At 73.3% G+C, this 12,444-nt stretch carries 12 protein-coding genes and 1 pseudogene; 7 read left to right on the forward strand and 6 right to left on the reverse strand.

From position 1 onward, the window contains the following. Nucleotides 1-2 precede the first annotated feature (2 nt). The 3 genes from ACIBP6_RS20115 (at nt 3) to ACIBP6_RS20125 (ending at nt 1,695) form a co-directional block, all read left to right on the forward strand. On the forward strand, nt 3-431 hold the full coding sequence (locus ACIBP6_RS20115) for a pyridoxamine 5'-phosphate oxidase family protein (RefSeq protein ID WP_397054133.1): 429 nt from the start codon (nt 3-5) through the stop codon (nt 429-431). A gap of 191 nt (nt 432-622) precedes the next feature. Then, a complete protein-coding gene (locus ACIBP6_RS20120) occupies nt 623-1,192 on the forward strand; it encodes an MFS transporter (RefSeq protein WP_397054135.1) in 570 nt (189 codons plus the stop codon). 17 nt (nt 1,193-1,209) lie between these two features. Next, nucleotides 1,210-1,695: an MFS transporter gene (locus ACIBP6_RS20125; protein ID WP_397054137.1), complete on the forward strand. Its 486-nt coding sequence runs from the start codon at nt 1,210-1,212 to the stop codon at nt 1,693-1,695. A gap of 132 nt (nt 1,696-1,827) precedes the next feature. Here the strand turns inward: ACIBP6_RS20125 and ACIBP6_RS20130 are convergent. Together ACIBP6_RS20130 and ACIBP6_RS20135 are read right to left on the reverse strand one after the other, a co-directional pair. Next, nucleotides 1,828-2,346, reverse strand: a pseudogene (locus ACIBP6_RS20130) (hypothetical protein); the annotation flags it as partial. A 408-nt stretch (nt 2,347-2,754) separates the two neighbouring features. Further along, complete coding sequence (locus ACIBP6_RS20135) at nt 2,755-4,416, reverse strand: sensor histidine kinase (protein WP_397054139.1); 1,662 nt, start codon at nt 4,414-4,416, stop codon at nt 2,755-2,757. Nucleotides 4,417-4,589: 173 nt separating this feature from the next. Here ACIBP6_RS20135 and ACIBP6_RS20140 point away from each other — a divergent pair, with 173 nt between their 5' ends. Beyond that, nucleotides 4,590-5,231 (forward strand): response regulator, encoded by a 642-nt coding sequence (locus ACIBP6_RS20140; protein WP_397054141.1) that lies wholly within the window; start codon nt 4,590-4,592, stop codon nt 5,229-5,231. Between the two features lie 54 nt (nt 5,232-5,285). Here the strand turns inward: ACIBP6_RS20140 and ACIBP6_RS20145 are convergent, their stop codons facing one another. From ACIBP6_RS20145 to ACIBP6_RS20155, 3 genes are all read right to left on the reverse strand, one after another. Continuing rightward, a complete protein-coding gene (locus tag ACIBP6_RS20145) occupies nt 5,286-5,660 on the reverse strand; it encodes an RrF2 family transcriptional regulator (protein WP_397054143.1) in 375 nt (124 codons plus the stop codon). Between the two features lie 49 nt (nt 5,661-5,709). Then, nucleotides 5,710-6,648, reverse strand: coding sequence for a sulfite exporter TauE/SafE family protein (locus ACIBP6_RS20150; protein ID WP_397054145.1), 939 nt, complete (start codon nt 6,646-6,648; stop codon nt 5,710-5,712). A gap of 163 nt (nt 6,649-6,811) precedes the next feature. Further along, nucleotides 6,812-7,159 carry a peptidase inhibitor family I36 protein gene (locus ACIBP6_RS20155; protein WP_397054147.1) on the reverse strand — a complete coding sequence of 116 codons (348 nt, stop codon included), beginning with the start codon at nt 7,157-7,159 and terminating at the stop codon, nt 6,812-6,814. Nucleotides 7,160-7,422: 263 nt separating this feature from the next. On the opposite strand from ACIBP6_RS20155, the gene ACIBP6_RS20160 reads away from it, so the two are divergent. The 3 genes from ACIBP6_RS20160 (at nt 7,423) to ACIBP6_RS20170 (ending at nt 11,254) form a co-directional block, all read left to right on the forward strand. Beyond that, nucleotides 7,423-7,611 (forward strand): hypothetical protein, encoded by a 189-nt coding sequence (locus tag ACIBP6_RS20160; RefSeq protein ID WP_397054148.1) that lies wholly within the window; start codon nt 7,423-7,425, stop codon nt 7,609-7,611. A gap of 193 nt (nt 7,612-7,804) precedes the next feature. Next, entirely contained in the window at nt 7,805-8,479 is a 675-nt protein-coding gene (locus ACIBP6_RS20165; RefSeq protein WP_397054150.1) for a sulfotransferase family protein, read from the forward strand. Between the two features lie 48 nt (nt 8,480-8,527). Beyond that, a complete protein-coding gene (locus ACIBP6_RS20170; protein WP_397054152.1) occupies nt 8,528-11,254 on the forward strand; it encodes an alpha/beta fold hydrolase in 2,727 nt (908 codons plus the stop codon). A 146-nt stretch (nt 11,255-11,400) separates the two neighbouring features. Here ACIBP6_RS20170 and ACIBP6_RS20175 read toward each other — a convergent pair whose 3' ends face one another. Further along, nucleotides 11,401-12,405 carry a LacI family DNA-binding transcriptional regulator gene (locus ACIBP6_RS20175; RefSeq protein WP_397054154.1) on the reverse strand — a complete coding sequence of 335 codons (1,005 nt, stop codon included), beginning with the start codon at nt 12,403-12,405 and terminating at the stop codon, nt 11,401-11,403. Nucleotides 12,406-12,444: the final 39 nt, after the last annotated feature.

The raw sequence follows: 12,444 nt of genomic DNA on the forward strand, positions 1-12,444 counted from the left end.
CCATGACGTACGACATCGACGCGCGCCCCCGCGCGCTCACGGAACTGTCCAGGGAGGAATCCCTGCGGCTGCTCGGCAACGTGGGGCTGGGGCGGATCGTGTTCATCAGCCGCGCCATGCCGGCGATCCGCCTCGTCACCCATGTCATGCACGACGGCCACATCGTGGCCCGCACCGGGTACGAGCCCGAGATCGAGGCCGTCCTGCGGCCGCGGGGGACGTCCATGGTCGTCTACCAGGCCGACATGGTGGATCCGGCCACCCACCTCGGCTGGAACGTCATGGTGACCGGCACGGCCGCGCTCGTGCCCGACGACGGCGCGTTCGCCGGCCGGCAGAGCTGGACGGGTGACAAGACGGCCCTCGTCCTGCGCATCCGGCCGGAGCTCGTCACCGGGTTCGAGGTGACCGGCGACCCGTCCCCCCGCTGACCCGGCCGGCCGCGGCTGCCATACGATCGCCTGCGGCTTCCGGGCGGCGCTTCCGGGCGGCGCTTCCGGGCGGCGCTTCCGGGCGGCGGTGGGCCGGCGCGGACGGGAGAGGGGAAGGCGTGGCGGGCGGGCGGGCCTTCTGGCCGCTGCTGGCGGTCCACGCGGTCCTGGTGCAGGCGGTCAGTTAAGGCATGCGGCCGTCACTGTCGTACGCGGTGCTGGACCTCGGGTACGGGCCCGGGTGGGTGGCCGTGGTGGCGGCGATGTTCGCGGTGGTGACCGGACGGCTGGTCGACCGGCTCGGCGAACGGCCCGCTCTGATGATCGGCGGCGTCGCACTGACGGCGTCGGCGGTGGTCGCCTGCCTCGGCTCGCGGAGCCTGGCCATGCTGGTCACGGCGACCGCGCTGCTCGGTGTCGGCATCGTCTTCTCGATGGTGGCCGAGCAGTCGGCGGTGGCCGGGCGGGCGCGTCCCGGCGGCCTGGACGCGGCCTTCGGCGGCTACACGTTCATCACCTCGCTCGGGCAGGGGGTGGGGCCGCTGCTCCTGCTGGTCCCGCCCGCGCCCGGGAGTCAGGCGCCGCCGCTGGTGCCGATCGCCGCCGTGTGCGGGGCGGCGAGCCTGGTGATCCTGGCGGTCTCGTCCGGGTTCGGCAGCCGCCACCGCGCGGCGCGGGCGCCGGACGCCCGCCGGTGGCCCGCGCGGCGGCTGCTCGCCATCCCCGGGATGTACCGGGCGATGCTGGTCGGGGCGGGCTGATCCTGGCGTCCATCGACGTGACGCCGGCGTACCTGCCGGTGCTGGCGCACGAGCGCGGGATCGCGCCCGGCTGGGTGACGGCGATGCTCGCGGCTCGGGCGGTCACGCAGATGTTGTCGCGCGTCAACCTGGCCCGTCTCGTACGGATGCTCGGCCGCAGGCGGCTCACCGTGGTCGCCTGCGTGGTGTCCGGGCTCGCGCTGCTCGGCCTGACGCCGCCGTCGCCCGTCGCCGTGCTCATCGTCCTGGCCTCCGTGTACGGGTTCGCCGCCGGCGTCTGCCCGCCGATCACGATGGGCTGGGTCGCCGCACTGGCGCCCCCGGGCACCCGGGGGACGGTCCTGTCGCTGCGGATAGCGGGCAACCGGCTCGGCCAGTCGCTGATCCCGATCCTGTCGGGAGCCGCCGCCACGGTCGGCGGCGCCTCCGGCGTCCTGGCCCTGACCGGAGCCACCCTCGGCATCGCCGCCTGGTCGGCCACCGCCATCCCCGACAAGGACTGACCCGGCCTTCGCCCCGAGCGGTACGGGGGCACCGGCCACGCCGTCCACGCGGCCGGCACCCCTTCCACCCGCCTACGGGATCGCCGAAGCGCCCGCCCCCGCGAGGGCGGGGGCGGGCGTGTGCGGTGCGGGTCACTTCAGGAACGGGTTGCGCCGCACGATCGCCAGCCTGCCCAGCCCGAGCGTGGCGCCCGCGTCGGCCAGGGCCAGGCCGACGATCACGACCGCGTGGACGAGGTGGTCGTCCATGAACGGGTTGCTGTCCAACGGCAGCTGAGCCGCCCACATCAACACCATCATCACCGGACCCGCCACAGCGGCGATCCGCAGGCCGACACCCAGCGTCAGCGCCAGACCGACCCCCAGCAGACCCGCCATGAACAACCAGTCCACCCACACCTGACCGGCCAACGCCCCGAACAGCCCACCCAGCGCGTTCTCCTGCGCGCCCTTCAGAAAACCGGACGTCGGGCTGCCACCCGCGACCCAAGCCCGCTCGGCCGGAGTCGCGAACCCCCACCCGAACGTCTTGTCGAGGAACGCCCACAGGAAGACCCACCCGAGCGAGATCCTGGCGACCGCCCACACGCGGTCGACCGGGAGGGAGGCGGCACCGGTCTCCTGGGCGGCGTGCCCGCCACGGGGCGCGCTCGCGTGCCGTACGGGGGTGACACGCCCAGCGCCGGGCCCGGTGTCGGGCCCGGTGTCGGGCCCGGTGTCGGGCCCGGTGTCGGGCCCGGTGTCGGGCGCTCTGTCGGGCGCTCTGTCGGGCGCTGTGTCGGGCGCTGTGTCGGGCGCTCTGTCAGGGACGGGCCGGGTGGCGGGCACGCGGCCGGTGCCCGGGGCGGCGGTTCGGGCGGCCGTGCGGGCGGCCGTGCGGGCGGCCGTGCGGGCGGCGGTGGGGGCGGCGGTGGGGGTTCGTCCGTTGACGGGGGCGGCCATGACGTCCTCTTTCCGTTGGAGTGGCTCGTCGCGTGCGCTTCCAGCACACCGCCCGCGCGCTCCTCACGGCAGTGCCGTACGGCCTTGTGTCGCCGGGACCTTCGTCCCGGCCGATCCCTACAGCGGGACCGTCCAGCACAGCCGGGTCCCGCCCTCCGGCGGTGTGTCGATGTCGGCGGTGCCGCCCAGCCCTTCGGCCCGTTGCTCGATGTTGCTCAGGCCGCTGCGGCGTACGACCTCGCCCATGCCGACGCCGTTGTCGGTGACGATGAGGGTGAGGATGCCGTCCGCGGCCTCGACGGAGACCTCGGCGCGGCCGGCCCGCGAGTGGCGTACGACATTGGACAGCGCCTCGCGGAGCACGGCCAGCAGGTGCTCGGCGACGGGTTCGGTCACCAGGGTGTCGATCTGCCCTTCCATGCGCAGCCCCGGCATGAACCCCAGGTGCCCGCCGGCCCCCTCCACCAGGTCGACGATCTGGCCGCGCAGGCTGGGCATGTCGTCCTCGGGGCCGGCCTGCAGGGCGAAGATGGTCGAGCGGATCTGGCGGATGGTCTCGTCCAGCTCGTCGATGCCGTGCTGCAGCCGTTTGGCCGCCTCGGGCCGCTCCACCAGCCGCAGCGTGCTCATCAACGTCATCGCGGTGGCGAACAGGCGCTGGATCACCACGTCGTGCAGGTCCTTGGCGATCCGGTCGCGGTCTTCGAGCAGGCTGAGGCGTTCGGCGTCGCGGCGCGCCTCGGCCAGCTCCAGCGCGATGGCCGCCTGCCCGGCGAACGCGTGCAACATCCGCTGGTCCGCGGCGCTGAACGGCAGCCGTCCGCTCCGCTTGGCCAGCACCAGCACTCCTCGGACGTGCGGCGGGGCGCCCAGCGGCACGGTGAGCTCGGGCCCGAAGCCGGGTCGCCGGCGGGTGTCGGCCTCGCCGCGCGGCTCACCGCTGGTGAGCACGTCGCCCACGGCGGACACGTCGACGGCGGTGCCGAGCAGCTCGTCGGCGCCCTCCCCTTCGGCGGCCTCGACGCGCAGCGCGCCGCCCGCCAGGTCGGGCAGCAACATCTGGACGAGGTCGGCGTCGGTCATCTGGCGGGCCCGGGCGGCGACCACGCTGAGCACCTGGCGGGGGTCGGCGCCCGACAACAGGCTCGTGGTCACCTCCGACGACGCCTCCAGCCAGGTCTCACGCCGGCGCGTCTCCTCGTACAGGCGGGCGTTCTCGACGGCGACGCCGGCCGCGGTGGCCAGCGCGATGACGATGGCCTCGTCCTCCTCGTCGAACTCGCCGCCGCCGCGCTTCTCGGTCAGGTAGAGGTTGCCGAACACCTCGTCGCGCACCCGGATCGGCACGCCGAGGAACGTCCCCATCGGCGGGTGGCCGGGCGGGAAACCGTACGACTCGGGGTGGTCGGCGATGCGGCCCAGCCGCAGCGGACGGGTGTCCTTGATCAGCAGGCCGAGCAGGCCGAGCCCGTGCGGCCAGTGCTCGATCCTGGCGATCTCCTCCTCGCTCAGCCCCACCGGGATGAACTGCATGAGGGTGTTGCCCTGCCCGACCACGCCCAGCGCGCCGTAACTGGCGTCCACGAGCTCGGTCGCGGTCCTGACGATGCGGCGCAGCACCGTCTCCAGGTCCAGGTCGCTGCCCACCGACACCACCGCGTCGAGCAGCGCGTGGACCCGGTCGCGGGTCGACAGCACGGCGTTGAGCCGCACCTGCAGCTCGGCCAGCAGCTCATCGAGCCGCATCTGGGGCAGCAACTGACGATGCTCGCTTTCCATGGCGATCAGTCTGGCATCGGACGGCGCCTCTTCGCGCGGGCCGCCCGTAGGCGGAAACGGCCGTCAAGTGACTAAAGGCCCTGAAAATACGCGATTCCGCCACAAATTCCACCCCCGGATTCGGGGACTTTCGCGCCTTTCGGCGCACGCCGCCACTCGGATACCGTCAAGGCATGATTCGCGTCTTCCTCCTCGACGACCACGAAGTCGTCCGCCGGGGCGTGGCCGCCCTGCTCGAGTCCGAAGACGACATCGAGGTCATCGGCGAGGCGGGCACCGCGGAGTCGGCCGTCGCCCGCATCACGGCGCTGCAGCCCGACGTGGCGGTCCTCGACGTACGGCTGCCCGACGGCAACGGCGTGGACGTGTGCCGCGAGGTCCGCTCCCGTCTCCCCCAGCTGGCCTGCCTGATGCTGACGTCGTTCGCCGACGACGACGCCCTGTTCGACGCGGTGATGGCCGGGGCCGCCGGCTACGTGCTCAAGCAGATCCACGGCTCCGACCTGGTCGGCGCCGTCCGCACGGTCGCCTCGGGCCAGTCGCTGCTCGACCCGCAGACCACCGCGTCCATGCTGCAGCGCCTGCGCGACCAGAGCGCCAGGAAGGACCCGCTGGCGGCGCTGACCGAGCAGGAACGCCACATTCTCGACCTGATCGGCGAGGGCCTGACCAACCGCCAGATCGGCGAACGGCTCTTCCTGGCCGAGAAGACGGTCAAGAACTACGTCTCCAACCTGCTGTCCAAGCTGAGCATGCAGCGCCGCACCCAGGCCGCCGCCCTCGCCGCCCGCCTGCGCGCCGACCGCCACAGCTGAGAGCCGAGCGGGGGGACGGCGCCGCCCGCGCGCACCGACCGCCGCGGCCGGGCGTCAGTGGGTGACGAGGTCGGCGAGGGTGGTCTCGCCGAGCAGGCGGTCCTGGTGGGCGCGGAGCTCGGCCCAGATGCCCGCCAGCGGCGCCGCCGCCTTCGGTAAGGGCCGGCCGACCGGCTCCATGCCCTCGGTGACGCGGATGACGTCGGCGAGGGCGATCTCGGCGGCCGGGCGGGCGAGCCAGTAACCGCCGTCGGGCCCGCGCTGGCTCTGGATGAGACCGGCCCGGCGCAGTTGCAGCAGGATGTTGTCGCAGAAGCGGCGGGGGATGTCCTGGGAGACGGCGATCTGCTCGGCGTGCAGGGGGCCGTCGGCCGCGGCGAGCGCCAGCATGGCGCCGAGGGCGTACTGCGTACGGGCGGAGATTCTCATAGGCGTGAGAGCGCCGGGGACCCGGTTCCCGGGCCCGGCGCGTACGGCCTCACGCGGAGGCCTGCTCCTCCTCACCGGCTCGGGCGCGCAGCTCACCTTCGACGGCTTCGACCGACTCGCGGGCCTTGTCGCGCCGGTACTCGCGGACGGAGTAGACGATGGCGGCGACCCAGATGACGGCGATCGCGATGTAGGCCACCGTCTGGACACCGCCGGAGGCGTCGACCCAGTCGCTGCGCAGCAGCGTGCGGACGTTGGTGAGGATGATCATGCCGCCGACGGCCGAGCCCAGGATGCGCGGCGGGATGTGCCGCACCAGCCAGGCCGCGATCGGCGCGGCGATCACGCCGCCGACCAGCAGGACGGCGACCCAGGCGAAGTCGATGTTCTCCGAGCCGATGCCGACGAAGAAGCCGATGCTGGCCGCGATCGCGACCAGGAACTCGCTGGCGTCGATGGAGCCGATCACCTTGCGCGGGGCCATCCGGCCGCTGGCCAGGATCGCAGGGGTGCCGACCGGGCCCCAGCCGCCGCCGCCGGTGGCGTCCACGAAGCCGGCCACCACGCCGAGCGGGGCCAGGAAGCGCTTGCGCAGCGGCTTGCCCAGGTTGCCGCGCGGCAGCCCGAACGCGGTGAACCGGACCAGGATGTACGCCCCGAGCGCCAGCAGGATCAGCGACATGACCGGTGCGGCCACCTCGGTGGACAGGCTGGACAGGAACGTGGCGCCGGCGAAGGCGCCGGCCGCGCCGGGGATGCCGATCTTGGCGACGACCTTCCAGTCCACATTCCCGAAGCGCCAGTGGGAGATGCCCGAGGCGAGCGTGGTGCCGATCTCGGCCAGGTGGACGGTGGCCGACGCGGCGGCCGCGTTGGTGCCGATGGCCAGCAGCAGCGTGCTGGAGGTGACGCCGTAGGCCATGCCCAGGCTGCCGTCGACGAGCTGGGCGACGAAGCCGACCAGCCCCAGGAGGATGAGCGCCCGCACAATCTCGCCTTTCTCTACTTTATAAGTAGGGATAATCATTTATGATGGGAAGGCGTTCGTCAAGCGGGGATGTCCGGGAAGCTGAGCCGGCTCCCGGGCCCGGACATGGGGCGGGGCCCGGGCGGCAGGATGCCCGGGCCCCGTCACTCATTCTGCGCGCAGGTCAGCAGCGTGGCGCCACCGCGTCGATCCTGCCGCCGAAGTCGTTGTCGTAGACCCTCCGGTAGTCACCGTTGCGGACGACGCGTGTCTCCTTCTGGGAGCCTGGGCGGATCCAGTTGATGAAGCAGCCGGCCGCCTCGGCTCGGAAGGATCCCACGTTGTCATGCAGGGCCGGGGGCACGTCCACGTAGCCGTTGCCCGGATTCCAGCACCAGGACGCGCCCTTGTAGTCCCGCTGGCTCCACATGCAGATGTCACCGGAACGCGCGGCGGCCGAGGCCGGGGCGGCGAAGGTGAGCATGGTGAGGGCCGTGGCGCCCGCGGCGGCGGCGATGCGCATAGCGTTCATGGCTGTCTTCTCCTCGTGGTCGTGCCGGCTGGGGGTTCCAGCGGCGGCTCGGTCACATGATGGAGCAGAGCGAACACGGAGCGCGTCCACCGTCGCGATACAAGATCGGGGACTCAAGGTCGCGGAGAAGTGGCGGCAGCGCCACATCCTGCGGAAACACGGGCCTTCGACCGAATGCACAACGTCACCATGGGTAACGTTATGCAGTCGTCGCCGGCAGGAAGCCTGAAGGGCAGAGCGGTTCCTCCCACGAAAGGATCCTCATGTCCCGGTTCGTGCTCCTGCTGGCCGTCGCGGCCGCGTTCCTGCTCGCCGCCGCCCCCGCGCGGGCCGTCATCGAGCCCACCGTGCTCACCCACTGCCTGTCCGGCGCGACCGACATCGACCTGCGCGTCGACCCGAGCGTGAGCGCCGTGCCCGAGCTCTCTCCCCTGCGCTGTCTCAGGCCCTGAGCGCCGGATCCGCCGGCGGCCCGGCCCGCCGGCGGGAACGCCCAAGCACAGGCCAAGATCTCGTCAGTTCTTTGTCATATCCGGCCACGTCGATCTCGCGGCACGCATACCTCCGCCCCTTTCGCGGCATATGCCATACCTCTGCGGCCAGAGCATCGAAGGCCGGAGCCCGGACGCGAGAGCGAGGACGAGGATGATCGAGGTGATCGGGGCCGGGCTGCCCCGCACCGGCACCCTGTCGCTCAAGGCCGCGCTGGAGCGGCTCGGATTCGGCCCGTGCTACCACATGTTCGAGCTCTACGATCATCTGGAGCTCATCGACCGCTGGCTTCCCGGAGTGCCGGACACGCGGGAGGGCTGGGAGCGGCTGTTCGCCGGCTACCGGTCATGCGTCGACTGGCCGGCCGGCTTCTTCTGGCGCCCGCTGGCCGAGGCGTTCCCGGAGGCCAGGGTGATCCTCACCGTCCGCGACCCGCGGAGCTGGTACGACAGCTTCCGCAGCATGATCAGACTGCGGGTCGCGTCCATGGCGCAGGAGGCACCGTCGCCGGAGGAGCTGGAATTCCGCACGAGGTTCGCCCGCATCCAGCCGCTGCTGCGGCGCATCGCCGAGGAGACGTTCGGCGCCGGCGGCTTCCCGTACCGGATGCCCGCGCCGCAGCCGGCCGTCAGGGCGTTCGAGCGGCACATCACGACGGTCGAGGAGTCCCTGCCGCCCGACCGGCTGCTGGTGTTCGACGTGCGCGAGGGGTGGGAGCCGCTCTGCGCCTTCCTGGGGGTGGCCGTCCCCGAGGGTGAACCGTTCCCCCGACTGAACGACCTCGACGCCGTCAGGGAGAGGTTCGCCGCGCTCAAGACCAGCCCGTAAGAAGCGTGCACGACGGGGGTACATCGCATGGTGCGGGTTCACCGGCCCATGTCCGAAACCGGTTTCGGCGGGATCGCCGGTCTCCTGCTGGGGGCCGCGGCGGGCGCGCCTCCCGATCGCGGCATCCGTCACGTCGGCGACGACGGCTCCGTCCGCGTCCAGCCTTACGCGGAGCTGCTCGACCTGGCCCGCCGGCTGCTGGGCGGGTTGCGCCGGCGAGGCCTGGCCCCGGGGTCGGAGGTGGCCCTGGTGCTGGAGCGGCCCAGCGACGTCATCCCGGCCTTCTGGGCGTGCGTGCTCGGCGGGTACGTGCCCTGCCCGATGGCGCCGCTGCCCGGCGACCCCGGCCGGTGGTCGACGCGGCTGCGGCACGCCGGCGAGCTGCTCGGCGACCCGCTGATCGTCACGGACGCCGACACCGCGCCCGCCCTGCCGCCGCTGCCGGGCGGGCGGGTCGCGCTCGTGGAGGACCTCGGCACGGCCACCACGGAGCCGGCGCGCCCGCAGGCGTCCGGGGACGATGTCGCGCTGATGATGCTGACCTCGGGCTCGTCGGGCGCGCGCAAGGCCGTCCCGCTCACGCACGGCAACCTGCTGGCGTCGATGGCGGCCAAGGCCGAGCGGCTCGGCTGTCACAGCGGTGACGTCATGATGAACTGGATCGCCTTCGACCACATCGCCGCGTTCGAGGGCCACCTGCTGCCGATGTCGGTCGGCGCCGAGCAGGTGCAGGTGCGGCCCCAGTACGTCCTGGAAGACCCGGCGCGGTTCCCGCGCCTGGCCTCCGACCACCGGGTGAGCGTGACGTTCGCGCCCAACTTCCTGTTCGGCGAGATCAACAAACTGCCGCCGGAGCCTGGGCTGGACCTGTCGGCGCTGCGGCACATCCTGTCGGGCGGCGAGGCCGTCGTACGCGCCACCGCCCGCCGTTTCCTCGCCGCGCTGGCGCCGTACGGGCTGCGTGAGACGGCGATCGTGCCGGCGTTCGGGATGACGGAGACCTGCGCGGGCAGCGTCATGAACCTCCGCTTCCCGGCCGACGGCGAGGAGCCCGAGTTCGCCTCGCTCGGCCACCCCGTGCGCGGGCTGGACCTGCGCGTCGCCGAGGACGGCCGGCCCGTCCCCGACGGCGCCGAGGGCGAGCTGCAGGTGCGCGGCCCCATGGTGTTCGGCGGCTACCACCGCGGGCCTGCCGCGACGGCCGCGGCGTTCACCGGCGACGGGTGGTTCCGCACCGGGGACCGCGGCGTGCTCACCGGCGCCGGGCTGCGCCTGGTGGGCCGGGACAAGGACAGCGTCATCGTCAACGGCGTGAACTACTTCAGCCAGGAGGCCGAGGCGGCCCTCGACACGCTGCCGGAGGTCGAGAGCTCGTACGTCGCCGCCTTCCCGACCCGGCCGCCCGGTGGCGACACCGAGCTGCTGGCGGTGGCGTTCACGCCGTCCGTGCCGCTGCCGGACGCGGCCGGGGTGCGGCGGGCGCTGGTGGCGGTCCGCACCGCGGTGGCGCGGCTGTGGGGCTTCCGCCCGGGGCTGATCGTGCCGCTGCCGGCATCGGAGATGCCGAAGACGAGCCTGGGGAAGATCCAGCGGGCGCTGCTGCGCCGCAGGCTGGAGTCGGGCGAGTTCGACGAGCGGCTCCGGTGGGCGGCGGCGCTGAGCGGCCGGCGGCCCGGCGACCGCGTCGCGCCGCGCACGGACGCCGAACGGGAGGTCGCCGCCATCTACGCCGACCTCTTCGCGCTCCCCCGTGACGAGGTCGGCGCGACGGCGAGCTTCCTGGAGCTGGGCGGGACGTCGCTGGACGTGCTGCGGCTGAAGCAGCGCCTGGAGCGCGCCTTTCCCGAGGCCGGGCTGCCGGTCGCGGCGATCCTGCGGGCACCCGCCGTACGGGACCTGGCCGCGCTGCTCGACCCGGCGGCGCGGCCGGACGGGCAGGCGTACGACCCGGTGGTGCCGCTGCAGCCCGGCGGGGAGCGGACGCCGCTGTTCTGCGTGCACCCGGGGGTGGGCGAGGTGCTGGTGTTCGTCAACCTGGCCGGGTACTTCGCCGGGGAGCGGCCCTTCTACGCCCTGCGGGCCCGCGGCTTCGGCCGGGGAGAGCCGCCTTTCGGCAGTTTCGAGGAGATGGTCTCCTGCTATGTGGAGGCGATCCGGCGCCGCAGGCCGCACGGGCCGTACGCGGTCGCGGGCTACTCCTACGGCGGCGCCGTGGCCTTCGAGGTCGCCAAGGCGCTGGAGGCGCTCGGCGAGCGGGTGGACTTCGTCGGCATCCTCAACCTGCCGCCGTACATCAGCGCGCGCATGCGGGAGATCGACTTCACCGGCGGCGCGCTGCACCTGGCGCTCTTCCTCGACCTGATCGGGCCGCGGCAGGCGGAGGAGCTGGCCGGGCCGCTGCGCGCGCTGCCGCCGGAACGGCAGATCGACCGGATCATGGCGATCGCCTCGCGGCGCCGGCTGGCCCAGCTCGACCTGGACCGTGACGGGTTCGCCTCCTGGGTGGGCCTGGCGCAGTCGCTGGTCGGCGCGGGCCGCTCGTACGAGCCCAGCGGCACCGTCGAGTCCGTCACCGTCTTCTACGCCCGCCCGCTGCGCGGCACCAAGCAGGAGTGGCTCGACCACGAGCTGCGCAGGTGGGACGACTTCACCCGTGGCGAGAACCGCTACGTCGAAGTGCCCGGCGAGCACTACACGCTCATGAACGCCGACCACGTCGGCACGTTCCAGCACATCCTGCGCCGGGAGCTGGACCGGGCCCTGCGCGGGCGGTGAGCGTTCAGCGGCCGGCCGGGGCCGGGCCGTCGGCCGCCGCCGGCGACAGCGCCGGCTCCTCCAGGCCCGAGAGCGCCGGCCAGGCGACCTCGGCGGTGGATCCGCCGGACTCGGTGACGACCGCGCTGGGACTCCACCGGACGGGGTCAGGAGGCCAGGCTGGAGCTGCGGACGACGAGCTCGGTGGCGAGCTCGATGTGGCGCGACTCGATGGTCTCGCCGGCGGCCAGGCGCAGCGCCGTGCGCAGGGCGACGATGCCCATCTCGCGCAGCGGCTGGCGGACGGTCGTCAGCGGGGGCGAGGTCAGGGTGGCGATCTCGGTGTCGTCGAAGCCGACCACGCTGAGGTCGTCGGGGACGCGCAGGCCGCGCTCCCTGGCCAGCTGCATGAGCGCGAGCGCGATCTCGTCGCTGGCGGCGAAGACCGCCGTCGGCCGCGGCTCGACGTCGAGCAGACCGGCGCCCTCCCGCAGCCCGTCCGGGTAGCAGAAGCCCGCGGTGCGTACGTATCCGGGCAGCACGGGCACGCCCGCGGTCTCCATGGCGGCGCGATAACCGTGCATGCGTGCCTGACTGCTGGCGGCGTCGGCCGGGCCGCCGAGGCAGGCGATGCGGCGGTGGCCGAGGGCCAGCAGGTGCTGGGTGGCGGACATGCCGCCGGCGAAGTTGGTGGCGCCGATGCTGGTCACGGGCGGGGGCGGCGGGTTGACCGGGTTGACGACGACCACCGGCAGGCCGGCCCGGGTCAGGGAGGCCAGCTGGCGCCGGTTCGGCTCGTCGGTGAGCAGGATCATGGCCTGCCACCCGCCGGCGGCCAGGCCGCGCGCCCACGCGTCCCCGGAGGGCGGCTCGCCCTTGACGTTGGTGATGACGACCGGCACGCGTGCCTCGGCCCCGGCCTCCAGCGTGCCCTTGATGATCTCGGTGGAGTACGCGCACAGGTCGCCGCTCACCTGCAGCTCCACCATGGCCGGCGCCCGCTGGGCCGGCCGGGCGGCGTATCCCTGCTTCACCAGCAGCGACTGCACCCGCCGGCGGGTGTCCGGCGCGACGTCGCTGCGGCCGTTGAGCACCTTGGAGACGGTGGCCACGGACACCCCGGCGGAGGCCGCCACGGTGGCCAGAGTGGCCCGCCTGCGACTGCTCGGCATCGATTTCCTCCCCAAGACCCGGCTTCTACCTTAGAGGCC

Source organism: Nonomuraea terrae (genome assembly GCF_044465245.1).
Classification (GTDB): domain Bacteria; phylum Actinomycetota; class Actinomycetes; order Streptosporangiales; family Streptosporangiaceae; genus Nonomuraea; species Nonomuraea terrae.

Coding starts and splice junctions, on each gene's coding strand:
- ACIBP6_RS20115 (WP_397054133.1), top strand. CDS start 3: ATGACGTACGACATCGACGCGCGCCCCCGCGCGCTCACGGAACTGTCC.
- ACIBP6_RS20120 (WP_397054135.1), top strand. CDS start 623: ATGCGGCCGTCACTGTCGTACGCGGTGCTGGACCTCGGGTACGGGCCC.
- ACIBP6_RS20135 (WP_397054139.1), bottom strand. CDS start 4,416: ATGGAAAGCGAGCATCGTCAGTTGCTGCCCCAGATGCGGCTCGATGAG.
- ACIBP6_RS20140 (WP_397054141.1), top strand. CDS start 4,590: ATGATTCGCGTCTTCCTCCTCGACGACCACGAAGTCGTCCGCCGGGGC.
- ACIBP6_RS20145 (WP_397054143.1), bottom strand. CDS start 5,660: ATGAGAATCTCCGCCCGTACGCAGTACGCCCTCGGCGCCATGCTGGCG.
- ACIBP6_RS20155 (WP_397054147.1), bottom strand. CDS start 7,159: ATGAACGCTATGCGCATCGCCGCCGCCGCGGGCGCCACGGCCCTCACC.
- ACIBP6_RS20160 (WP_397054148.1), top strand. CDS start 7,423: ATGTCCCGGTTCGTGCTCCTGCTGGCCGTCGCGGCCGCGTTCCTGCTC.
- ACIBP6_RS20165 (WP_397054150.1), top strand. CDS start 7,805: ATGATCGAGGTGATCGGGGCCGGGCTGCCCCGCACCGGCACCCTGTCG.
- ACIBP6_RS20170 (WP_397054152.1), top strand. CDS start 8,528: ATGTCCGAAACCGGTTTCGGCGGGATCGCCGGTCTCCTGCTGGGGGCC.
- ACIBP6_RS20175 (WP_397054154.1), bottom strand. CDS start 12,405: ATGCCGAGCAGTCGCAGGCGGGCCACTCTGGCCACCGTGGCGGCCTCC.